Below are 20,572 nucleotides of genomic sequence, written 5' to 3'. Positions count from 1 at the left end.
AAAGAGTGGCAAAGGTAGACAGTGTGCCAACCCCTCTGGAGTCGCGTTGTACACCGCACACCCCGACCGCTACGCCGACATGCCGTACCGCCGCAGCGGCCGCAGCGGCCTGAAGCTCCCCGCGCTGTCGCTCGGCCTGTGGCACAACTTCGGGCCCGACCGGCCCGTGGCGACCCAGCGCGCCATCCTGCGCCGCGCCTTCGACCTCGGCGTCACCCACTTCGACCTGGCCAACAACTACGGGCCGCCGCCCGGCGCCGCCGAGTCGGCGTTCGGCGAGGCGCTGAAGGAGGACTTCGCGTCCTACCGCGACGAGCTGGTCATCTCCACCAAGGCCGGCTATCTGATGTGGCCCGGCCCGTACGGCGAGTGGGGTTCGCGCAAGTACCTGCTGTCGTCGCTGGACCAGTCCCTGACCCGGATGGGCCTGGACTACGTCGACATCTTCTACTCGCACCGCCCGGACCCGGAGACTCCGCTGGAGGAGACGATGGGAGCCCTGCACTCCGCGGTCCAGCAGGGCAAGGCGCTCTACGTCGGCATCTCCAACTACTCGGCGGAGCAGACCCGGGAGGCCGCCCGGATCCTCGGCGAGCTTGGCACCCCGCTCCTCATCCACCAGCCGCGCTACTCGATGCTCGACCGCCGCCCGGAGACCGAGGGCGTCCTGGACGCGCTCGACGAGCTCCAGGTCGGCTCCATCGTCTTCTCCCCGCTGGAGCAGGGCCTGCTCACCGGCCGCTACCTCGACGGCATCCCCGAGGGGTCCAGGGCCGCGAGCGACAGCCCGTTCCTGAACTCGGACGCGGTCACCGAGGAGCTGGTCGGCAGGCTGCGCGCCCTCGACGAGGTCGCCAAGGGCCGCGGCCAGACCCTCGCCCAGCTCGCCCTGTCCTGGGTGCTGCGCGGCGGCCGGGTGACCTCGGCGCTGATCGGCGCGAGCAGCCCGCGGCAGGTCGAGGACTGCGTCGGCGCCATCGGCAACCTGGACTTCGACGCCGAGGAACTGGCCCGGATCGACGCGATCGTCAACCAGTGAGCGACATCGTCGTCAACCGGTGACCGGCATCGTCGTCACCCGGTGACGCGCTCGGTGAGGCGGACGCACACCGCGTCCCCCTCACCCCTGCCGATCGCCTCGCGGACGTCGGCCTTCACGGGGAGCTTGTGCGTGCCGTCCCCCAGGGCCATGAAGGAACTCCGGAACGGATGCCCGTCGACCGTCCCGCGGACCTTGACGAGCCCTCTGGTGCCGAAGAACCTGGCGGAGTCGGGCCAGATCACATAGGTCCAGCCGCCCTTGTTCATGCTCCTGCGCAGGACGGCGGTGAACTCCACGTCCAGCCGTACGGTGGTACTCATGGCGGTCCTCCGCTCGCGGTGGTCTCTTGCTCAGGAGACCGCCGCGGGCGGGGAAACTCATCGTGGACGCCGGCTCAGGCCCCGGTCGGCACCCGGTCCAGGAAGCCCAGGACCTGCCGGATCCGGCCGTCCTCACCGAGCGTGACCACGTCAAAACCGGCCACCGGTGCCGTGCCGTCGTTCTCGTTCACCAGCTCCCAGCCGAAGCGCGCGGTGTCGTGGTGGCCGTCGACGGCCCCGAGCGGACGGAACACGAAACCCGGGAACTGCTCGTGCGCCGCGGCGATCACGGCCGTGATCTGCGCATGCCCGGAGACGTCGGCGAGCGGGTCGGTGTAGGTGCCCTCCGGCGTCCAGGCCTCGGCGACCGCCTTGCTCAGCGCCTCGGGCTCGGTGGCGTTCCAGGCCTCGAAGTAGCGGGCGGCGGCGGTCTGGTAACGGTCGGTGTTCACGGACATGGCGAATCAGCCTCCATCGAGGTCGTCACTGCTGGTCAGGGGATCGATCGCGGCTTGCGGCGATCCGTTGACACCACCATGCCCGGATCCGCGTGACGGATCGATTACCCCTCGGGTAATGAAGGCCGGCCCGTACAGCTCACGCATTTCGGCCAATTCGCGGGGGGAATATGCCAAGAGACTGGCCGGAAAGGTGTGGTGACACTGTTTCGAAAGTGAACATACTCGAATGTCAGGAGCACTTCACCGCACAGGAGTCGCACGGAAATCCGGCCCGCGACGGCACACCGGCGAGCTACGGGGGAGTGATCGTGCACGACGAATTCCTCTGTCATGTCACGGCGTACGGCGTCTGCGGCGGGCAGCGCATCGGCGTTCCCCTCGGCACCTACCGTGCGCCGACCCTGGCCCTTGCGCTGTGGTGGTTACGGGACCGGGCCTCGTGGATCGCGGAAAGGCTGGATCCCTTACCCGAGAACCCCAGATATCCGCAGGGGGCACTCGTCCCGGTGGGGGCGACCGTCTCGGACGTACCCGGTCTGCTCCGCGCCTGGTGTGCCGACGTGGTCCGGCAGGAACTCGTCGCCGACGAACTGGCCGGCGGGCGGCTGGTGCGGATCGCCGTCCAGGACGACACCACCGAGTACGAACTGCTCGCCGAGTCCGTCGACGCCCTCCGTATGCAGCGCACCATCCCCGCCCTTGTCGTTCCCGTGGCCTGACACGTGACAGCCGCCGACCGGGCAGCCAAGATCAGGCGTATAAGCTGACAAATCTGTAGAATTTTGACCATGGCGGAGCGGCCGGTCACCTCGGCGGCCCCCGAACTCGTCCTGGAGACCGACACGGGATCCACGGTGATGAGCCCGGGCCGCGACTACCACGTCGGGCGCGACCCGTACAGCGACATCGTCATCGACGACTCCCGGGTCTCCTGGCACCACGCGGTGCTGCGGCCCGCGGACGACCACTGGACACTCGAGGACGAGCAGAGCACCAACGGCACCTACGCCGACGGCCGCCGCATCCGGGAATGGGAAGTGGGCCCCGGTACGGTCATCCGCTTCGGCAGCCCCGCCGACGGGCCGACCGCCGTCCTCGTCGGCCGCCCGCCGCCCGCCACGGACCGCCCCTCCTCCGTCTCGATGCCCAGCCAGACCGGCACCTTCCGGCAGCCGTCCTCGGTACGACGACTCCAGGCCCGCACCATCCGCATCGGCCGCGCCACCGACAACGACGTCGTGGTCGACGACCTGGTCGTCTCCCGCCACCACGCCGAACTGCGCGCCCACCCCGACGGCAGCTACGAGATCGTCGACCTCGACAGCCACAACGGCACGTACCTCAACGGCCGCACCGTCATCCGCGCCCCGGTCGGCCCCCGGGACGTCGTCGGCATCGGCCACTCGGCGTTCTGCCTGGTCGACGGCGAGTTGCAGGAGTACGTCGACACCGGCGAGGTCTCCCTCGACGTCCAGGAACTCACCGTCGCCGTCGACCGCGGCCGCAAGATCCTGCTCGACCACGTCTCCTTCCCGGTCGGCGAGAAGTGCCTGCTCGCCGTGGTCGGACCGAGCGGTGCGGGCAAGTCCACCCTGCTGGGCGCCCTCACCGGCCAGCGCCCCGCCGAGCACGGCACGGTGCTCTACGACGGCCGCGACCTCTACCGCGACTACGCCGAGCTGCGCCAGCGCATCGGCCTGGTCCCGCAGGACGACATCCTGCACGTCCAGCTGACCGTGCGCAGCGCCCTCACATACGCCGCCGAACTGCGCTTCCCCGAGGACACCGCGAAGGCCGAGCGGCGTCGGCGGGTCGAGGAGGTCATCCGCGAACTCGGCCTCGAACAGCGCGCCGAGCAGCCCGTGCACAGCCTCTCCGGCGGGCAGCGTAAGCGGGTCAGCGTCGCCCTGGAGCTGCTGACGAAGCCGTCCCTGCTCTTCCTCGACGAGCCGACCTCCGGACTCGACCCGGGCATGGACCGCTCGGTGATGAACATGCTGCGCGGCCTCGCCGACGACGGCCGTACCGTCATCGTCGTCACCCACAGCGTGCTCAGCCTCGATGCCTGCGACCGCCTCCTGGTCCTTGCACCGGGCGGCCGGACCGCCTACTTCGGCCCGCCAGGCGACGCCCTCGGCTTCTTCGGGTTCGACGAGTGGCCCGAGGCCTTCGAGGCCTTCGAGCGGGACACCGGCCGGGACTGGGCGGGGGAGTTCCGCGGCTCGTCGTACCACCGGAAGTACATCGTGAACTCCAGCGCACAGCCCGTCGTGCCGCGCACCGGCCCGGTCGCCCCGGCGCCGCCGCCGCGGCCACGCAGCTGGGGAGCCCAGTTCTCGACCCTGGTGCGCCGCTACACCGCCGCCCTCCTCGCCGACCGCACCTTCCTCGCCATCATGATCGGGCTGCCGTTCGTCATGGGCGCGATGGCCCGGGCCGTCGCCGGCAACAAGCTCACCTTCGACACCGCGACCAACGCGCTGCTCATCCTGTGCGTGGGAGGGGTGCTGACCGGCGCGGCCAACGCGGTGCGCGAGCTGGTCAAGGAACGTGTCATCTACCAGCGGGAGAGAGCCGTCGGTCTGCCCAGATCGGCGTACGTGATGTCGAAGGTCGTCGTCCTCGGCACCATCACCGTGCTCCAGGCGATCGTGCTCACCCAGGTGGGCCTGGCCGGCGTCGACCTCAACGCACCCGGCGGCGACGGGGTGTTGATGCCACCCCTGCTGGAGATCACGGTGGCCGTGGCCGTGCTCTCCTTCACCGCGATGATGCTTGGCCTGCTGATCTCCGCGCTGGTCCGCAAGGAGGAGGTGACGATGCCGCTGCTGGTGCTGCTCGCCGTCGTTCAGGTCGTCTTCTGCGGGATCCTGCTGAAGCTGGACGGCGTGCCCGGGCTCGAACAGCTCGCTTGGCTGGCGCCCTCGCGATGGGCGCTCGGTGCCATGGCCGGCACCGTCGAACTGCACCGGATCGTGCCGGGCCAGCTCACCGCCGACCCGTTCTTCCGGCACTCTGCGGGCGTCTGGCTGCGCAACATGGTCATGCTGGTGGTGCTGTCCGTCGCCTTCGGCTGTCTCCTGTCCCGGCTGCTGCGTCGGCACGAACCCGCCGTGATGCGGAAGTAGGCGACGCGATGACCACCAGCCCAGGGTTCCGGCCCACCCACGTCGTGCCGGGCGACGGCATGCCCGCCTGGGAGGCCCCCGACCCCGCCCGGCCGACCGTGCCCCTCGACCCGTTGCTGCCGGTGCAGCTCATGGAGCGGCGCGGCGACTGGGCCCGCATCAGCTGCGCCAACGGCTGGGCCGCCTGGGTCGACGGCCGCTACCTCGTGGCCGTACCCCGGGACCCGCCCCTGACCGGCGGCCCGTCCGCCGAGGCCACCGACCCACGCCCGCTGCTGACCCGCGCCGCACAGGCCCTCGCCGACTACCGGGACGCCGTCGAGGACCTGGCCGGCGGCCTCGACGGGGAGTCCTTCCGGGGCCGTACGCACGGGCTGCGCATCGGGGTGGTGGTCGACGGGGAGTCCATGTGGCTGTACGACCCGGCCGAGGGACGCTGGCTGTACGGCGACGGGCGGCGGCTGTCGACCTACCTCACCGACCGGGACCCGGCCGACCGGGACCCCACTGACCGTGACCGCACCGACAGGCACCTCACCGACCGCGCGGAGCCGGGCGGCGACGGCCTCGGTCACCACCCGACCCGGGTGGTCACCCGCGACGGTGACCGCGAGCGGTAGGTCTCAGGGTCTCCGGGCCGGCACCTCGCCCCGCCGGCGCACCGGGCCGGCCAGCAGCGCGCCCAGGAACCCGACGACCAGACCCCAGAGCGCGCCCAGGCCCAGCGCTGACCACAGCTGCGGCTTCAGCAGCAACTCGCCGGAGAGATTGCCCCCCAGGTCGCCGATGCCGAGCAGGGAGAGCCCGTAGTGGGCGGAGATCCGGCCGGTCAGGCAGAGCGTCAGCATCGTCAGCGCGAGCGCGATCGCCAGATGCAGGGCGTGCTGCCAGGCGCGGACCCGGGCCGGGGAGCGCACCGCCATCAGGAACGCGGACGCCGGCAGCAGCACCGCGGCCACCCCCACCAGCCACCACCAGCGGCCGTCATGGGCGGTGATCGTTCGGAGATTCAGGGTCGAGATGTCCGGGGTGCGCAGCACCTCGGCGAGGACGTGCGGCACCGGCAGCCCGAACGGGCCGTCGACCCGCCCCTTCCAGGTGACGCCGAGACCGAGCGTGAGCGCCAGCCACGCCAGATTGGGCAGCCCGAGCAGAATCACCCCGAGGGTCTCCTTGGCGTGCCCGCGCGTCACCATCGCGACCAGCGCGACCACCAGGGCCAGACCGACGTACGCCAGCACGAACACGACCATCGCGAACGCCGCCGGTCGCACCGACGTCTGGAAGCGCAGCAGCCGCCCCGGCAGCGGCGCCCCGCGCGACACCAGCAGCGCCAGCAGCAGGATCCCGGCCAGCCACAGCAGCCCGGACACGACCGTGAGCGGCACGTCCGTCGTGAAGCCCACCTTCGGCGCGGCGTCCAGCACTTCGGTGAGGTCACTGAGCGTGCCGCTGCCCACGTTCACGGCGAAGGTGTGCCGGGCACCGAGCGCGAGACCGATCAGCGCGAGCAGCCACAGCACCGCGACCCGGGCCGACCAGCCGGCCAGCTCCCGGGCGCCGGCCACCGCCCGGTGCCGCAGCGGCCGCAGAAAGCCCCCGGCGGCGACCAGTACCCCGACCAGCGTGACCGACAGCGGTACGACGGTCAGCCCGGCGTTCGTCGTGGCCAGGTCGCCCGCGTCGCCCGACAGCTCGACGGTGCCACCGACGGCCGTTACCACGGTCGCGAGGACCACTGGCGGAAAGGCCCCCTTCGGCAGGTCCGCCGCGCCCGCCACCCACAGCCCCACCGCCGCCACCACCGTCATGGCGACCAGCGCGGCCAGCACCACGGCCAGGGCCTGCGGCCAGCCGTGCCGGGCGACGGGCCGACCGGCCGGCGCGGCCACCGGCCGCGCGGAGGCGATTCGGGGGCTCACGCTGTCACGCTAGGCAACGCCCCGGAACCTCGCCCGCCGGGTAGGCCGTCCGCGTCGGCTTGCGGACGGTAGGCGAGCGGCGCACATTGGGCTCGTTGTGCCTCAAATGAGGCTTTTTTCGCAAAAGCTGTTTACTGCGAATGCGTCAATCGCAACGGGGAGATGAGCGTGAGCGTCGAACCGCCGTCATCCGGCCGCCCCACAGGACCTCCCTCCGGCCCGCTGTCCGGCCCCTCCGGACCACCCCCCGGCCCGCCTTCGGAGCCGCCCGGAGGAGGAGGCGGCGGCAGTCAGGGCGGACAGCCGCACCAGCCGTGGTGGAGGTCCGCGCCCCGGATCGCGATGCTCACCACCGCCGTCGTGGTCGCCGCCGTCCTGGCCGTGGTCTTCACCCGTCCGGGTGGTGGCTCCGGGAAGGGCGGCGAGGTCTTCCTCCAGGCAGCCAACAGCTCCGGACAGGACCCGTACACCGAGTCCAGTGCCACGAAGAGCTCCGTCGCACCGGCATCCTCCGTACCTGCCGCGCCGGCCGCGTCGGCGGTGCCGGCGAACGAGGTGCGCGGGGTGGACGGCGGCGCGCCCGGCCTCTACAGCGGCACGAAGAACAGCAGCAGCTGCGACGTCGAGAAACAGATCAGGTACTTCCAGGCCTCGCCCTCACGCAACAAGGCGTTCGCCGCCCAGGTCGGCGTCCGGCCCTCCGGCGTCCCCGCCTACCTGCGCTCCCTCACCCCCGTACAGCTGCGCGCGGACACCCGGGTCACCGCCCACGGCTACCGCGACGGCGGCTCGACCACGTACCAGGCCGTCCTCCAGACGGGCACCGCCGTCCTGGTCGACGGGCACGGGGTGCCTCAGGTGCGATGCGCCTGCGGAAACCCGCTGACCCCGCCGGTCGCGCAGAAGAGCACTCCGAGGACCAGGGGCACCGCCTGGTCCTCGTACCGGCCCTCGAACGTGGTCGTCGTCGCACCGGCCACGCGCATCATCAACGTCTTCGTCATCTTCGACCACCGGCACGACGACTGGTTCGGCCGCCATCGCGGTGACCCCACCGGACACGAGGACCGTCCGGCGAAGCCCCCGGCCGATCCGGACCCCATGAACCCGCCGGGCCACCAGGGCTGCCCGCCCAGCCCCGGCAGGACCGGGAACCCCGGCGCCACGCCGTGCCCGCCGACCTCCACGGGCCCGTCGGGGCCGTCTAGCCCCGGCACAGGCTCGAAGTCGCCGTCGTCCTCTGCGTCCTCGGAGTCACCGTCCTCGAAGCCGCCGTCCTCCGAGTCGCCCTCGTCGGAGTCTCCGAAGACCGGATCTCCGAGCACCGAATCGCCGAAGACCGAGTCGCCCAAGACGGAGAGCCCGAAGTCCGAAGCCCCGGCCCCGGAGTCCCCGGCGCCGGAATCTCCCAAGTCGCAGGCCCCGCCCTCCGGGCGGACGCCCTCTCCGGCGTCGCCCGGCCCCGAGTCCGCGGGGTCCTCGGCCGCCCCGGTGTCCCCGCCCGCGCCGCCCAGCTCAGCTCCCCCCACGCCCCCGGAGTCCGCGGGTCCCGGTTCCCCGGCGGTGTGAGCCGCCTGACGACGTTTGTGCGCGGTCGGCAGACACGCCGGGGACTGTGGGACGACACTCGGGGTACGAGCATGGTTGCAAAGCGACCGGGCCGGAACCGGCCTCCTGGAGAGACACGCATGATCGAACACCTGGGCGGGGCAGTGATAACGACTGGCTTCGACGTACCCGTGGAGCCGCTGCGGCGGGCGGCGCACTACACCGGTGAACCGGGCTGCATCGCCGAGGCGCGGGACTTCGCGGCCCGCTTCCTGGACCAGCTCAGGACCGAGTGGTGTGCCACGATCGACCCCCGGGCCGACGGCGAGCTGCTCCTGGTGGTGAGCGAGCTGATCACCAACGCCGACCGGCACAGCAACGGCCCGTACATCCTCGAACTGGAGGGTACGGACAGCGCGGTCCTGGTCTCCGTGTACGACAGCAGTGCCGCTCTGCCCCGACGCTTCCCCAGGGACCCCGAGCGGGTCGGCCGGCACGGTCTGGAGATCGTCCACGCCCTGGCCGCCGAGGTCACCGCCGAGCGGGTGCCGGTCGGCAAGCGGGTGCGCGCGCTGCTGCCGCTCTCCCACTGATCTCGTCTCGTCGCTTCTCGTAGCTGATACTGATCTCGCACTGAACTTCGCCGGAGGAGAGTCCCATCGGGAATCCCGTCGGATCGCCCGGACCCGGGCTCACCACAGGCGCTGCCCCACGCGCCGGTGCGGGGCAGCGCCCATGAGCCCGCCGTCAGGCGCAGCCGAGTTCGCCCAGCATCCCCTGGCGCAGGCGTGTGATGATCCGCTTGATGAGGCGGGAGACATGCATCTGGGAGCAGCCGAGCCGCTCACCGATCTCCGCCTGGGTGGCCTCCTCGACGAACCGGAGATGGATGATCTCCCGGTCCCGTTCGCTCAGTTCGGCCATGAGCGGGGCCAGCGACTGGAAGTCCTCGACGAGCCGCAGCCCTTCCTCCTCGACGCCGATGAAGTCCGCCAGTACGGCCTCGCCGTCCTCGGGGCCGTCCCCGGTCAGCGCGGCGTCCAGCGAGGAGGAGTTGTAGCCGTTGGAGGCCAGCTGGCCCTCGACCACCTCGTTCTCGGACAGGTTCATGAGAGTGGCGAGTTCGGCGACCGTCGGGTCCCGGTCGAGGCGGCTGGAGAGTTCCTCGCGCGCCTTGGCCAGCTCGACCCGCAGCTCCTGGAGTCGGCGCGGGACGTGCACGGCCCAGGTGGTGTCCCGGAAGAACCGCTTGATCTCGCCCACGATGTACGGCAGCGCGAAGGAGGTGAACTCGACCTCGCGCGACAGCTCGAACCGGTCGATGGCCTTGATCAGGCCGATCATCCCGGTCTGGACGATGTCCTCCATGTCGTCGCCCCGGTTGCGGAACCGTCCGGCCGCGAACCGCACCAGCGACATGTTCATCTCGATGAGCGTGTTGCGGGCGTACTGGAACTCGGGTGTGCCTTCCTCCAGCTCGCCCAGCCGGTGGAAGAACTGGCGGGACAGTTCCCGCGCGTCCCGCGGGGCGACGGTCCTCGGGTCCGCTATTCCGGGCAGCGCCCCCTCCGTCGAGCGCTCCCCGACAGACGGTGCCGTGTTCCCTGCCCCCGACCGGATCCCGGCGGTATTCATTACCTCTCCCACGAAAGTCACGGTTCGGCCCTGCCCCTTCGGCCTGCGTAGTTCCAGCCCTGTCCAGTTGACTGCCCTGGCCCGGATACCCGGCATCGGGCATCCCATGCGTGCTTGACGGTCGGGTACCCCGGGTGACGCATCGCATGCGTACCGTCCACCCGGGTGGCGGAAAACAGCCGGTGACAGCTCGGGGGAGCCAGTCACTCTGCGATGCGCACCGCCGTGATCAGCTCGTGCCAGTACCGCTTGGTGACCACGCCGCCGTACCGCGACTCGACGAGCTCCCGCACACCGGCCAGCAACCCGGTCCGGGCGGGTTCGGGCAGGGCCCGGTGGTTGGAGTAGGTGAGGAGTACGTCCAGGTAGGCGTCGGTCGGGTACGTGATCTCCTGGGCGTGGCCGTGCACGGTGACGTCCGTGAAGTGCGGGGAGACGATGAACTCGGCCGTGTCGGTGGCGATGTCCGACTCGGGGGTCAGCCGCAGCCCCGGCGGGGTGGCCGGGTCCCAACGCTCGTAGCACTTCTGGACGTCGGCGAAGAAGTCCTCCGTGCCGCCCGCCACATGGTGGGTGGTGACGACGGCGAGCAGTCCGCCGGGGCGCAGCGCCCGGGCCGCCTTGGGCACCCGGACCGCCGGGTCGATCCAGTGGAACGCGGTCGCGCACACCACCGCGTCGAACGGCTCCGGCGGCAGCTCCCAGCGCTCGAAGTCCGCGGTCACGACGTCCACCGCGGGAAACGCGGCCAGGTGCCGAAGGGCCACGGCGGCCAGGGAGGGACCCAGCTCCACGGCCGTGATCGCACAGCCGGACCCGGCGAGATCGACGGTGAGCTGGCCCGTGCCCGGAGCGACCTCCAGCACGCGGACACCCGGGGCGGCGCCCGTGACCCGGCTCAGCTCCTCGATCAGAGAGGGGGGATACCGGGGCCGTGCACGCTGGTACCGCTCCGCGTCCTGGTCGAAGGTGTCCCGCAGCTCCGGCCCTGTTCCCATGAACTCCAGCGCATCCATGCCGGGCAGCATGCCGATCGCCTTCCGCCGCGTGCCACTGCTTCTAGGCTGTGGGGGTGAGCAGCCAACCGCCCGACCACGCCCCTGTCATCCCCCTGCGCCCGCAGCAGCCGGCACCCGAGCCCAGGGAACCCCTCTGGCGCGACCTGGTCGGAGACGTCCTGCGGCGGGAGCGGCTGGACCAGGAGCGCACCCTCAAGGACGTCGCCGAGGTGGCCCGGATCTCCATGCCGTATCTCTCGGAGATCGAGCGCGGCCGCAAGGAGGCCTCCTCGGAGGTCCTCGCGGCCGCCGCCCACGCCCTCGGCATGGACCTGGGCGGTCTGCTGTCCCTGGTCCAGTCCGAGTTCGCCCGTAAGACCTCCCTGGGCCGACCCGCGCCCGGGCCCTACAACGGGCTGTGCCTGGTCGCCTGACCGCGGTTCAATGTTCGACCTGCTCCCGCAGTTGCCGGAAGAACGCCCGGACGTCGCCCACCAGCAGGTCCGGCTCCTCCATCGCCGGGAAGTGCCCGCCCCGGTCGAACTCCGTCCAGCGCACGATGTTCTCCGTGCGGTCCGCCTTGTGCCGCAGCGGACGCTGGGGTTCGGCCGGGAACAGGGCGACGGCGGTGGGTGCCGTCGACGGTGCGGAGGGCGCGGTGGCACGGGGGCCGGTGGCGTGCGCCCGCTCGTAGTAGATGCGAGCGGACGAGGCGGCCGTACCGGTCAGCCAGTACAGCATCACGTTGGTCAGCATCCGGTCCCGGTCCACCGCCTCCTCCGGCAGCTCATCGGAGTCCGTCCACTCCCGGAACTTCTCGACGATCCAGGCGAGTTGTCCCACCGGTGAGTCCGTGAGCGCGTAGCCGGGCGTGTGCGGGCGGGTGCTCTGCAGGATCGCGTACCCCGTGCTCTCGCGGGACCAGGCGGCCCAACGGCGCCATGAGTCAAGGGTGTTCGCCTGCTCCTCGGGGTCGAGCGCGGCCAGCTCCTCGGCGGTGGGCTCCGTGGCCTGCTGGGCCCCCGGCAGCAGGTTGAGGTGGACGCCGATCACCCGCCCGGGATGGGCGCGGCCCAGCTCACGGGAGATCGCCGCGCCCCAGTCACCGCCCTGCGCGCCGAACCGCTCGTAGCCCAGCCGGTGCATCAGCTCGGCCCAGGCGTCCGCGACCCGGCCGGCCTCCCAGCCGGGCTGTGTGGTCGGACCGGAGAAACCGAAACCCGGGATGCTAGGCAGCACCACATGGAAGGCGTCGGCCGGGTCCCCGCCGTGCGCCGCCGGATCCGTGAGCGGGCCGACCACGTCCAGGAACTCCACGATCGACCCCGGCCAGCCATGGGTGAGGACCAGCGGGGTGGCGTCCGGCTCGGGGGAGCGGATGTGCGCGAAGTGGACGTGGGCGCCGTCGATCGTGGTCGTGAACTGCGGCCACGCGTTCAGCAACGCCTCGGCCGACCGCCAGTCGTACGTGTGCCGCCAGTAGCGGGCCAGCTCCCGCAGATACGGCGTCGGGACACCGTACGCCCAGTCGGCGCCCGGCATCTCGGCCGGCCAGCGGGTGCGGTCCAGTCGCTCGTGGAGGTCGTCGAGGTCGCTCTGGGGGATCGAGATGCGGAACGGATCAACAGCTGACGAAGAGGTCATGGTCGGGATGCTAGGTGTAACGGTGAGCGATCAGCGATGAGTTTCCCGTCGAGTCGGGGTCGGTACAGATGACCCTGTTCCACGCCCCAGGAGGTGTCCATGACCACCGACGGATTCACCACGTGTCTCTGGTTCGACGGCCAGGCCGAGGAGGCCGCCCACTACTACGTGTCGATCTTCAAGAACTCCAGCGTCGGGCGGGTGGGCCGCTACACCGAGGCCGGACCGAGCCCCGCCGGCTCAGTGGTCGCCGTGGACTTCACGGCCAACGGACACAAGTTCGTCGCCCTCAACGGCGGCCCGCAGTTCAAGTTCACCGAGGCGATCTCCTTCCAGATCTACTGCGACGGGCAGGAGGAGGTCGACTACTACTGGACCAAGCTCACCGAGAACGGCGGCGAGCCCGGCCCGTGCGGCTGGCTCAAGGACAGGTACGGCGTGTCGTGGCAGGTCATCCCGGACGGGCTGATCGAGATGATCGGCGACGCCGACCCGGAGAGGGCGGCCCGCACCACACGGGCGATGTACGCGATGGGCAAGCTCGACATCGCCACGCTGAAGAAGGCGTACGCGGGTGAGTGACCCGCATGGCGACGCGGGGCGGTGTCCGCAGACACCGCCCCGCGCATGCGCCTCGCCGGGTCAGACCCGGTCGGCCACGATCAGCAGATACTGGAAGCTGCCGTTCTTGTAGGCGGTGAGGAAGGCGTCCTCGATCCCCGTCACCAGGTGCTCGGCCTGCTTGCGGAGTTCCCAGTAGGGGATCGTCGCCTGGGTGAGGTCCTCCACATGGACCGGCACGAGCCGGTTCTTCGCCATCGCCCGGAAGTACTCCGACCGCGGGTGGATGTCGCAGATGTAGTGCGCGTTGATCAGGGACACCTCGCGCGAGGCCCGGCCGTAGGTGTCGTTGTAGCAGCCGGTGATCGTGACGTAGCGTCCGCCGCGGCGCAGCAGCCGGGCGTGCTCGGCGAAGAGCAGCTCCAGCTCGACGTACATCGTGGACTCGTTGTTCCAGGAGGCCGCGTACGCGCCCGTCTCGAAGCCGGTGTCCAGCATGTTCCGGTGGTGGTAGCGGACCTTGTCGCCGACCTCCCGCTTACGGGCCATGTCGTTGGCGAAGTCGGCCTGCTTGGCGGAGATCGTGACCCCGTCGGCCTGGCAGCCGTAGCGCAGGTTCGCCACGATGCTGCCGCCGCCCCGGCCGCAGCCGGCGTCGAAGACCCGGTCGGCCGGGGTGAGCGGGCCGAGGTGACCGGCCAGCAGCTCGGCCTGGGCGTGCTCCAGACGGTGCAGCTCGCTGGTGACGCGTTCCTTGCGCAGTTCGGGGTCGGTCTCGTCGAGCACCGACCAGTCGGCCTCGCCGATGCCGTAGTGGTGGTGGTACAGGTCGTCGATCTTTCCGAGTTCGAGGTTGACCGGGTTCTCCTCGGCGTTCCAGTAGTCCGCGACGCGGTTCTGGTACCTGGACTGGGTCGGCACCGGGGCTGACGTGGACGTCTTCCGGGCGACAGGGGCGGTGGTCAACAGTTGCTCCTCGAAGTGTTTCTGACGGCGTTTCGGATTAGCGCGGTGCTACCAGTAGTCGGGCAGGTGGTAGCGGTTGGTGTTGGTGGAGTGCCACTCGTGGTTGCCCGAGACCCAGGCGGCCAGGCCCTCCGCGTAGCGCGCGACCAGCGGCGAGGTGGCGGCCAGGGTTGCCGACTCCTCCTCGAAGGCCTCCATGATCCGGTTGTGGATGTCGACGGACTTCAGGTAGGCCGCCTTCAGTCCGCGCCGGTCGTTGGCCGCCACCACCTGGGGCAGGTTGAGGTGGTCCGGGTCGCTCGCCAGCTCCTTGGTGAAGGAGTACAGGTCGTTGACGATGGTGGTCGCGTTGCAGGCCAGGGCCGTGATCCGCTGGATCTCCGGGCGGGCGTAGAGCTGCTCGGGCAGTTCGTAGCCGTCCACCGCGTCGACGATCGACAGACACGGCCGGAAGTTGTTGAACTGCCGCATCACCAGGTACTCCCAGACCCGCGGCATGTACCGGGTCTCCATCCACGCGGCCTCGCCCAGGTACCCCAGGTGCAGCCGGGCGATGTCGTGCACGAACCGGTCGGTCTGGCTCGGTGTGGCGAACCCGGCGAAGTCCGCCAGGGCGAAGTGGTACGAGCGCAGCGGACCGTCGGCCCGGATGCCCTCGCGCCACTCCTCCTCCAGCTCCGGGATGCCGTGGTAGGGGTCGAGTGCCGACTGGGCGATGATCAGCGGGCCGCCGAGCCCGCGCCGCGATCCGCCGCGTCCCTCGTCCTCCTCGCAGTAGCAGGAGTCCACGATGTTCTCGGCCAGCAGCAGCTTGCCGGCGACGGTGAGCCGGTCCAGGTCGAGACCGCCCGGATGCTGGAGTACGACGGCCCGGCCGAACTGGAAGCCCGAGAAGTCCCCCTTCCAGGCCTCGGGGAACAGGTCGAGCTCCCGGGCCCAGGTCTCCAGGCGGCGGTCGAGTTCGGCGGCCTTGGCGGGGTCGGCGGGCACGGCCGGCCGGTAGTGCAGTCCGGGGACCGCCCCGGTGCGCCGGGCCGGACGCAGACTCCGCGCGATGTCGGGCGGCCCGGGCAGGACGTAGGAGGTGGTGGGTGTGGTCATGATGACTGTGCTCCAGGCCGTCAGTCGGCGGTGCGGCCGAGCTGGACGTTCTCCAGGATCCCGGCCGCGTCGGGGACCAGGATGGCCAGCGAGTAGTAGGCGGTGACCAGGTAGTTGACGATGGCCTGCTCGTTGACGCCCATGAAGCGGACGTTCAGGCCGGGCTGGAACTCCTCCGGGATCCCGGTCTGGTAGAGGCCGATGACCCCCTGGTCGGCCTCGCCGGTGCGCAGCGCGATGATGCTGCTGGTGTGGTCGTCGCTGATCGGGATCTTGCTGCAGGGATAGATCGGGACCCCGCGCCAGGCCGGGATCTCGTGCCCGTCGATGTTCGCGCTCGGCGGCACCAGTCCGCGCCGGTTGCACTGCCGGAAGAACGCCGCGATCGCCCTCGGGTGCGCCAGGATCACCTTGGTCTTGCGGCGCATGGAGATCAGCTCGTCCATGTCGTCCGGGGTCGGGGGGCCGGTGAAGGAACTGATCCGCTGCCCGTAGTCGATGTTGTGCAGCAGCCCGAACTCGCGGTTGTTGACCAGCTCCCACTCCTGGCGCTCGCGGATCTCCTCGACCGTGAGACGCAGCTGCTGCTGGGTCTGGTCCATCGGGTGGTTGTAGAGGTCGGCGACCCTGGTGTGCACCCGCAGCACGGTCTGGGTGATCGACAACTCGTACTCGCGCGGTGCGAGTTCGTAGTCCACGAAGCCGCCCTGCAGGGTCGGCTCACCCCGGTGGCCGGCCTGTACCGGCACCTCAGCCTCGCCCTTGCGGTTCATCGGCAGCCGCTGCCGGTCGACATACGCCTGGAGATGGGCGCCCAGCGACGGCACCCGGTCCATGACCTCCTCGACGACCGCCCAGGGCAGCGCCAGCACCACGCCGGCGGTCTCCGCCCGGACCGAGGTGAGCCACAGCGGGTCGGTCTGGCCGACCGCCTCGTCGCCCATCTGGTCGCCGTCGGTGACGACCCCGACGACCTCCTCCTCGCCGTACTTGCCGGCCGCGTACCGGATGAACCGGCCGTGCACGACCAGGTAGGTCTCGGTGACCGGCTGCCCGGCCTCGAACAGCACCTGTCCGGCGCGTACTTCGCGGGACTGGAACCGCGCGGCGATCTGGGTCAGCGCGTCCAGGTCGTCGTAACCGCGCAGGATGGGCAGTTCGGTGAGGGTCCCCGGGATGACCCTGATGTCGTCGCCGCCGTTCTGCTCGAAACTCACCCGGCCGCGTCCGGTGCGCAGTTGGAGGCGCCGGTTGACCCGGTAGGCGCCGCCCTTGACGTCCACCCACGGCAGTGTCTTCAGCAGCCATCGTGAGGTGATGGCCTGCATCTGCGGTTCGGACTTGGTGGTCGTGGCGAGCTGACGTGCGGCCCGGGTGCTCAGACTGGTGAGCTGCCCGTCGGTGGTCGGATCCGGCTCGGGCTCGTCGACGGCGGAACCGATGACGCTGTCCGGTGTGGACACATTCCCTCCAGCAGAGAGGCGAACATAGGTGACCCGGAGGGTCGGTGGTGTGCGAGGTGGCGCTGCGCAAGGACCAGCCAAACAGCCGTGGTGATCTACGGGTACGGCGCGAAAGGGGCGGTTGTGCGCCTTAGTTGCGCAAACCTGGTGTTCGGGTTGGAAAAGGTTGCGTTTCCCGAGTGTGCGCCGGTGATCCGCTCCGATGCCCGGGTCCGGCCGGGGTTGGGCTCAGGAAAAGTCGTCGACCAGCACCGCGGCACCGTCGAAGCGCCCGGCTTTCAGGTCCCGCAGGGCCTGCGGGGCCTCGGAGAGGGGGTAGGTGTGGGTGGTCGCGCGGACCTGGTGCCGCTCGGCCAGGGCCAGGAACTCCCGCCCGTCGCCACGGGTGTTGGAGGTGACGCTGCGCAGCTCCCGCTCGTAGAACAGCTCCCGCTCGTAGTTCAGTGCCGGCACGTCGCTGAGGTGGATGCCCGCGACCGCCAGCACCCCGCCCCGGTCCAGGGCGCGCAGGGCGACCGGCACCAGATCGCCGACCGGGGCGAACAGGATCGCGCTGTCCAGCGGCTCGGGCGGCGGCTCGGAGGCGTCCCGGGCCGAGGCCGCGCCCAGTTCCACGGCCAGCCGCCGGGCCTCGGCACCCCGGGTCAGCACATGCACGGTCGCGCCCTCCGCGAGCGCCACCTGCGCGCAGAGATGGGCGCTGCCCCCGAAGCCGTACAGGCCGAGCCGGCCGCCCGGGGGGAGCGATGCCCGGCGCAGCGCGCGGTAGCCGATGATCCCGGCGCACAGCAGCGGCGCGAGCGCCACGTCGTCGAGGGCGCCGGGCAGCCGGTAGGCGAAGTCCGCCGGCACCGTCGTGTACTGGGCGTAACCGCCGTCCGCGTCCCAGCCGGTGTACTCCGAGTGCGGGCACAGGTTCTCGGCGCCCCGCCGGCAGTAGGCGCAGGTCCCGTCCGTGCGCCGCAGCCAGGCCACCCCCACACGGTCACCCACCGCGAAGTCCGCCACCTCGACACCCCGGCCCGCGACCATGCCGACCACCTCGTGCCCCGGCGTCACCCCGGGCCGGTGCACCGGCAGATCACCCTCCGTGACATGCAGGTCGGTCCGGCACACCCCGCAGGCGCGCACCCGGACCAGCAGCTCGTCGGCTCCGGGCACCGGCACCGGACGCTCGACGAGCCGGAGCGGATCGCCCTCGACCGGTCCGGGCCGCTCCACCGACCACGCCCGCATCGTGTCCGTCATGTCGTGCCCCATCCACCGAGGACCGCCGGCTCACCTTCCCCAGTGTCCGACGGAGTCCCGCGTTCGGCGCGCGGGCGGACCGCCGGATGGCTAGCGTGAGGAACCCGGAGAATCCGTGCGATCGGAAGGGCCGCGGCGATGGCGGTACAACCTGAAGGAACCCCCTGTTGGGCCGACGCGATGTTCAGTGATCTGGAGGGGGCCAAGAACTTCTACGGCGAGGTCCTCGGCTGGACGTTCGGCGAGTCGACGTCGGAGTACGGCAACTACACCCAGGCCTACACCAACGGCAAGGCCGTCGCCGCCGTCGTACCGCCCATGCCCGGCCAGGAGGGGCAGTCGCAGTGGTGTCTGTACTTCGCCTCGCCGGACGCGGCGGCCGCCGCCGCGCGGATCCGGGAGAACGGCGGTGAGGTGCTGATGGAGCCGATGCAGGTCGGCGAGTTCGGCACGATGTGCCTGGCCCGGGAGCCCAGCGGCGCGGTGTTCGGTGTCTGGCAGGGCGGCGTCCACGAGGGCTTCGAGGCCACGGCCGTGCCCGGCGCCTACTGCTGGGCCGAGGTCTTCACCCGCGAACCCGAGAAGACCGACCCCTTCCTCACCGCCGTCTTCCCCTACACCGCCAGGCAGCTCGAGGACGACAACGTCGACTTCCGGATGTTCGACCTGGACGGGAACACCGTCCTCGGCCGGATGCGGATGACCGACGACTTCCCGCCCGAGGTGCCCTCGTACATCAATGTCTACTTCACCGTCGACAATTGCGACGAGGCCGTCGCCAAGGCGACCAAGCTCGGCGCGGTGCTGCGCTTCGGTCCGATGAGCAGCCCCTTCGGCAGGTTCGCGGCGCTCACCGACCCGCAGGGCGCCAACTTCTCGGTGATCGACATCACCACCACCGAGGGCGAGCCGCCCCAGGCCAAGGACGTCTGACCAGCACGGACGCAGGGCCACGGCCGGGCTCCCCGCCCGGCCGTGGCATGATCGGGCCCATGGGTGAACGACTGGTGGCCGCGTGCGACGGGGCTTCAAAGGGAAACCCGGGACCGGCGGGCTGGGCCTGGGTGGTGTCCGACGACGCGGCGACTCCGGCTCGCTGGGAAGCCGGGCCGCTCGGCAAGGCCACCAACAACGTGGCCGAACTGACCGCACTGGAACGGCTGTTGACGGCCACCGACCCGGACGTGCCGCTCGAGGTGCGGATGGACTCGCAGTACGCGATGAAGGCGGTCACCACCTGGCTGCCCGGCTGGAAGCGCAACGGCTGGAAGACCTCCGCGGGCAAGCCGGTCGCCAACCAGGACCTCGTCGTGCGCATCGACGAACTCCTCGACGGCCGCACGGTCGACTTCCGCTACGTCCCCGCCCACCAGGTCGACGGTGACCCGTTGAACGACTTCGCCGACCGCGCGGCCAGCCAGGCGGCGACGGTCCAGGAGGCCGCGGGCAGCGCCCTCGGATCCCCGGTACCGCCGCCGTCGCCGACGCCCGCCGCCTCCGCGGCCCCGCGCCGCAAGGCGGCACCCCGCAAGACCTCCGGCGGCGGCTCCTCGACGCGCACCATCAAGGCCAAGTTCCCCGGCCGTTGCCTGTGCGGCCGCTCCTACGCCGCCGGCGAGCCGATCGCGAAGAACGGGCAGGGCTGGGGCCACCCCGAGTGCCGTACGGCCGAGGGCTGATCGGACGTCGTCAGACGTCGAACGTGTAGAACCGCGTGTGGTCGAGCAGGTCCGCCGGCCGCACGTCGTTCCACGGCTTCATCGTCTCGTCCAGGTCGACGACGTCCGGCGTCCCGCCGCCCGGCACATAGGCCGCCTGCGGGTGCCGGCGCTGCCACTCGGCCCACAGCTTGTCGATGAAGGCGTGGTGCAGCCAGAACACCGGGTCGTTGGGGGAGACCCCGGTGGCCATCTGCCCGCCGACCCAGACATGGACCCGGTTGTGCAGATTGACCCCGCGCCAGCCCTCCAGATGGTTCCGGAAGCCGTCCGAGGCGCTGTTCCAGGGCGCCATGTCGTACGTCGGGATGGCCAGCACCGAGTCGACCTCGGCCCGGGTCGGCAGCTCGCGCACGCCGGTCCCGAGCGACCTGCGCAGATAAGTACGGTCGTCCACACGGACGTTGAGCGGCCAGTTCCCGCTCGATGCGGCGAACGGGCCGTCCATCACCCGCCCGTCGGAGCTGCGCCCGTTGCCACCCAGGAAGTCCGGGGCCCACAGCGTGGCACGGACCGTGCGGTCGGCGCTCCAGTCCCAGTAGGGGAGTGCCACCGAGGAGTCCACCGACTGCAGCGCCCGCTCGAAGTCGAGCAGGAATCTGCGGTGCCAGGGCAGGAACGACGGCGACCGATGGCCGGTGCGCTCCGAGTCGTCGGTGTCGGACATGATGAAGGCGTTGTGCGTGCGCACGAAGTCGTCGTAACGCCCGCTCCGCTTCAGCTCGATGACGGCGGCGACGAACCGCCGCTTCTCGTCGGCGGACAGGCCGGCCTGGTTCTTGCGTACGGTCATGTGCTTGGAGGCTCCGGAAGTCCT

At 70.8% G+C, this 20,572-nt stretch carries 21 protein-coding genes; 10 read left to right on the top strand and 11 right to left on the bottom strand.

Annotated elements, in window-relative coordinates; translation table 11 throughout:
• The first annotated feature begins 46 nt into the window (after nucleotides 1-46).
• The gene (mgrA, locus tag ABTY98_RS16720) at nucleotides 47-1,039 is read left to right on the top strand and encodes an L-glyceraldehyde 3-phosphate reductase (RefSeq protein WP_352221645.1); all 993 of its coding nucleotides are present in this window, start codon (nucleotides 47-49) and stop codon (nucleotides 1,037-1,039) included.
• Nucleotides 1,040-1,074: 35 nt separating this feature from the next.
• Here the strand turns inward: mgrA and ABTY98_RS16715 are convergent, their stop codons facing one another.
• Nucleotides 1,075-1,362: a DUF1905 domain-containing protein gene (locus ABTY98_RS16715; protein ID WP_352221644.1), complete on the bottom strand. Its 288-nt coding sequence runs from the start codon at nucleotides 1,360-1,362 to the stop codon at nucleotides 1,075-1,077.
• A 74-nt stretch (nucleotides 1,363-1,436) separates the two neighbouring features.
• Nucleotides 1,437-1,820, bottom strand: a complete 384-nt coding sequence (locus tag ABTY98_RS16710) for a nuclear transport factor 2 family protein (protein WP_352221643.1) — start codon at nucleotides 1,818-1,820, stop codon at nucleotides 1,437-1,439.
• 311 nt (nucleotides 1,821-2,131) lie between these two features.
• On the opposite strand from ABTY98_RS16710, the gene ABTY98_RS16705 reads away from it, so the two are divergent.
• From ABTY98_RS16705 to ABTY98_RS16695, 3 genes are all read left to right on the top strand, one after another.
• Nucleotides 2,132-2,542, top strand: a complete 411-nt coding sequence (locus ABTY98_RS16705; protein WP_352221844.1) for a hypothetical protein — start codon at nucleotides 2,132-2,134, stop codon at nucleotides 2,540-2,542.
• 69 nt (nucleotides 2,543-2,611) lie between these two features.
• Complete coding sequence (locus tag ABTY98_RS16700; protein ID WP_352221642.1) at nucleotides 2,612-4,951, top strand: FHA domain-containing protein; 2,340 nt, start codon at nucleotides 2,612-2,614, stop codon at nucleotides 4,949-4,951.
• An 8-nt stretch (nucleotides 4,952-4,959) separates the two neighbouring features.
• Nucleotides 4,960-5,571: an SH3 domain-containing protein gene (locus ABTY98_RS16695; protein ID WP_352221641.1), complete on the top strand. Its 612-nt coding sequence runs from the start codon at nucleotides 4,960-4,962 to the stop codon at nucleotides 5,569-5,571.
• Between the two features lie 3 nt (nucleotides 5,572-5,574).
• Here the strand turns inward: ABTY98_RS16695 and ABTY98_RS16690 are convergent, their stop codons facing one another.
• Nucleotides 5,575-6,873: a streptophobe family protein gene (locus tag ABTY98_RS16690; RefSeq protein WP_352221640.1), complete on the bottom strand. Its 1,299-nt coding sequence runs from the start codon at nucleotides 6,871-6,873 to the stop codon at nucleotides 5,575-5,577.
• A 168-nt stretch (nucleotides 6,874-7,041) separates the two neighbouring features.
• On the opposite strand from ABTY98_RS16690, the gene ABTY98_RS16685 reads away from it, so the two are divergent.
• Together ABTY98_RS16685 and ABTY98_RS16680 are read left to right on the top strand one after the other, a co-directional pair.
• Nucleotides 7,042-8,442: a DUF6777 domain-containing protein gene (locus ABTY98_RS16685; protein ID WP_502994242.1), complete on the top strand. Its 1,401-nt coding sequence runs from the start codon at nucleotides 7,042-7,044 to the stop codon at nucleotides 8,440-8,442.
• 119 nt (nucleotides 8,443-8,561) lie between these two features.
• Nucleotides 8,562-9,014 carry an ATP-binding protein gene (locus tag ABTY98_RS16680; protein ID WP_352221638.1) on the top strand — a complete coding sequence of 151 codons (453 nt, stop codon included), beginning with the start codon at nucleotides 8,562-8,564 and terminating at the stop codon, nucleotides 9,012-9,014.
• A gap of 154 nt (nucleotides 9,015-9,168) precedes the next feature.
• Here the strand turns inward: ABTY98_RS16680 and ABTY98_RS16675 are convergent, their stop codons facing one another.
• Nucleotides 9,169-10,056, bottom strand: a complete 888-nt coding sequence (locus ABTY98_RS16675) for an RNA polymerase sigma factor SigF (protein WP_352221637.1) — start codon at nucleotides 10,054-10,056, stop codon at nucleotides 9,169-9,171.
• Between the two features lie 203 nt (nucleotides 10,057-10,259).
• A complete protein-coding gene (locus ABTY98_RS16670) occupies nucleotides 10,260-11,084 on the bottom strand; it encodes a class I SAM-dependent methyltransferase (protein ID WP_352221636.1) in 825 nt (274 codons plus the stop codon).
• Nucleotides 11,085-11,128: 44 nt separating this feature from the next.
• Between ABTY98_RS16670 and ABTY98_RS16665 the strand changes: the two genes are divergently transcribed.
• Nucleotides 11,129-11,488, top strand: coding sequence for a helix-turn-helix domain-containing protein (locus ABTY98_RS16665; protein WP_352221635.1), 360 nt, complete (start codon nucleotides 11,129-11,131; stop codon nucleotides 11,486-11,488).
• Between the two features lie 7 nt (nucleotides 11,489-11,495).
• Here the strand turns inward: ABTY98_RS16665 and ABTY98_RS16660 are convergent, their stop codons facing one another.
• On the bottom strand, nucleotides 11,496-12,698 hold the full coding sequence (locus ABTY98_RS16660) for an epoxide hydrolase family protein (RefSeq protein WP_352221634.1): 1,203 nt from the start codon (nucleotides 12,696-12,698) through the stop codon (nucleotides 11,496-11,498).
• 99 nt (nucleotides 12,699-12,797) lie between these two features.
• Here ABTY98_RS16660 and ABTY98_RS16655 point away from each other — a divergent pair, with 99 nt between their 5' ends.
• The gene (locus ABTY98_RS16655; protein WP_352221633.1) at nucleotides 12,798-13,280 is read left to right on the top strand and encodes a VOC family protein; all 483 of its coding nucleotides are present in this window, start codon (nucleotides 12,798-12,800) and stop codon (nucleotides 13,278-13,280) included.
• A gap of 60 nt (nucleotides 13,281-13,340) precedes the next feature.
• Here the strand turns inward: ABTY98_RS16655 and ABTY98_RS16650 are convergent, their stop codons facing one another.
• The 4 genes from ABTY98_RS16650 to ABTY98_RS16635 all read right to left on the bottom strand — a co-directional run bounded on the left by ABTY98_RS16650 (nucleotide 13,341) and on the right by ABTY98_RS16635 (nucleotide 18,025).
• The gene (locus ABTY98_RS16650) at nucleotides 13,341-14,225 is read right to left on the bottom strand and encodes a geranyl diphosphate 2-C-methyltransferase (protein ID WP_352221632.1); all 885 of its coding nucleotides are present in this window, start codon (nucleotides 14,223-14,225) and stop codon (nucleotides 13,341-13,343) included.
• A 48-nt stretch (nucleotides 14,226-14,273) separates the two neighbouring features.
• Nucleotides 14,274-15,326: a family 2 encapsulin nanocompartment cargo protein terpene cyclase gene (locus ABTY98_RS16645; RefSeq protein ID WP_352221631.1), complete on the bottom strand. Its 1,053-nt coding sequence runs from the start codon at nucleotides 15,324-15,326 to the stop codon at nucleotides 14,274-14,276.
• Between the two features lie 20 nt (nucleotides 15,327-15,346).
• Nucleotides 15,347-16,789 carry a family 2B encapsulin nanocompartment shell protein gene (locus ABTY98_RS16640; RefSeq protein ID WP_352221630.1) on the bottom strand — a complete coding sequence of 481 codons (1,443 nt, stop codon included), beginning with the start codon at nucleotides 16,787-16,789 and terminating at the stop codon, nucleotides 15,347-15,349.
• Between the two features lie 228 nt (nucleotides 16,790-17,017).
• Nucleotides 17,018-18,025, bottom strand: a complete 1,008-nt coding sequence (locus tag ABTY98_RS16635) for a zinc-binding alcohol dehydrogenase family protein (protein ID WP_352221843.1) — start codon at nucleotides 18,023-18,025, stop codon at nucleotides 17,018-17,020.
• 150 nt (nucleotides 18,026-18,175) lie between these two features.
• Here ABTY98_RS16635 and ABTY98_RS16630 point away from each other — a divergent pair, with 150 nt between their 5' ends.
• Nucleotides 18,176-18,970, top strand: coding sequence for a VOC family protein (locus ABTY98_RS16630; RefSeq protein WP_352221629.1), 795 nt, complete (start codon nucleotides 18,176-18,178; stop codon nucleotides 18,968-18,970).
• A 47-nt stretch (nucleotides 18,971-19,017) separates the two neighbouring features.
• A complete protein-coding gene (locus ABTY98_RS16625; RefSeq protein WP_352221628.1) occupies nucleotides 19,018-19,716 on the top strand; it encodes a ribonuclease H family protein in 699 nt (232 codons plus the stop codon).
• Between the two features lie 10 nt (nucleotides 19,717-19,726).
• On the opposite strand, the gene melC2 is transcribed toward ABTY98_RS16625, so the two are convergent.
• The gene (gene melC2 / locus ABTY98_RS16620; protein WP_352221627.1) at nucleotides 19,727-20,548 is read right to left on the bottom strand and encodes a tyrosinase MelC2; all 822 of its coding nucleotides are present in this window, start codon (nucleotides 20,546-20,548) and stop codon (nucleotides 19,727-19,729) included.
• Nucleotides 20,549-20,572: the final 24 nt, after the last annotated feature.

The organism is Streptomyces sp. NPDC096040 (genome assembly GCF_040303265.1).
Classification (GTDB): Bacteria; Actinomycetota; Actinomycetes; order Streptomycetales; family Streptomycetaceae; genus Streptomyces.
Note: the sequence above shows the minus strand (reverse complement) of the source record. Positions and strands in the feature narration are given on the sequence as shown.

Bases quoted from the DNA above. Each gene is read 5' to 3' on its own strand.
- ABTY98_RS16625 (WP_352221628.1), top strand. From the start codon at position 19,018: ATGATCGGGCCCATGGGTGAACGACTGGTGGCCGCGTGCGACGGGGCT.
- ABTY98_RS16715 (WP_352221644.1), bottom strand. From the start codon at position 1,362: ATGAGTACCACCGTACGGCTGGACGTGGAGTTCACCGCCGTCCTGCGC.
- melC2 (WP_352221627.1), bottom strand. From the start codon at position 20,548: ATGACCGTACGCAAGAACCAGGCCGGCCTGTCCGCCGACGAGAAGCGG.
- ABTY98_RS16635 (WP_352221843.1), bottom strand. From the start codon at position 18,025: ATGCGGGCGTGGTCGGTGGAGCGGCCCGGACCGGTCGAGGGCGATCCG.
- ABTY98_RS16660 (WP_352221634.1), bottom strand. From the start codon at position 12,698: ATGACCTCTTCGTCAGCTGTTGATCCGTTCCGCATCTCGATCCCCCAG.
- ABTY98_RS16700 (WP_352221642.1), top strand. From the start codon at position 2,612: ATGGCGGAGCGGCCGGTCACCTCGGCGGCCCCCGAACTCGTCCTGGAG.
- ABTY98_RS16695 (WP_352221641.1), top strand. From the start codon at position 4,960: ATGACCACCAGCCCAGGGTTCCGGCCCACCCACGTCGTGCCGGGCGAC.
- ABTY98_RS16670 (WP_352221636.1), bottom strand. From the start codon at position 11,084: ATGCTGCCCGGCATGGATGCGCTGGAGTTCATGGGAACAGGGCCGGAG.
- ABTY98_RS16655 (WP_352221633.1), top strand. From the start codon at position 12,798: ATGACCACCGACGGATTCACCACGTGTCTCTGGTTCGACGGCCAGGCC.
- ABTY98_RS16710 (WP_352221643.1), bottom strand. From the start codon at position 1,820: ATGTCCGTGAACACCGACCGTTACCAGACCGCCGCCGCCCGCTACTTC.
- ABTY98_RS16630 (WP_352221629.1), top strand. From the start codon at position 18,176: ATGGCGGTACAACCTGAAGGAACCCCCTGTTGGGCCGACGCGATGTTC.
- ABTY98_RS16675 (WP_352221637.1), bottom strand. From the start codon at position 10,056: ATGAATACCGCCGGGATCCGGTCGGGGGCAGGGAACACGGCACCGTCT.
- ABTY98_RS16680 (WP_352221638.1), top strand. From the start codon at position 8,562: ATGATCGAACACCTGGGCGGGGCAGTGATAACGACTGGCTTCGACGTA.
- ABTY98_RS16645 (WP_352221631.1), bottom strand. From the start codon at position 15,326: ATGACCACACCCACCACCTCCTACGTCCTGCCCGGGCCGCCCGACATC.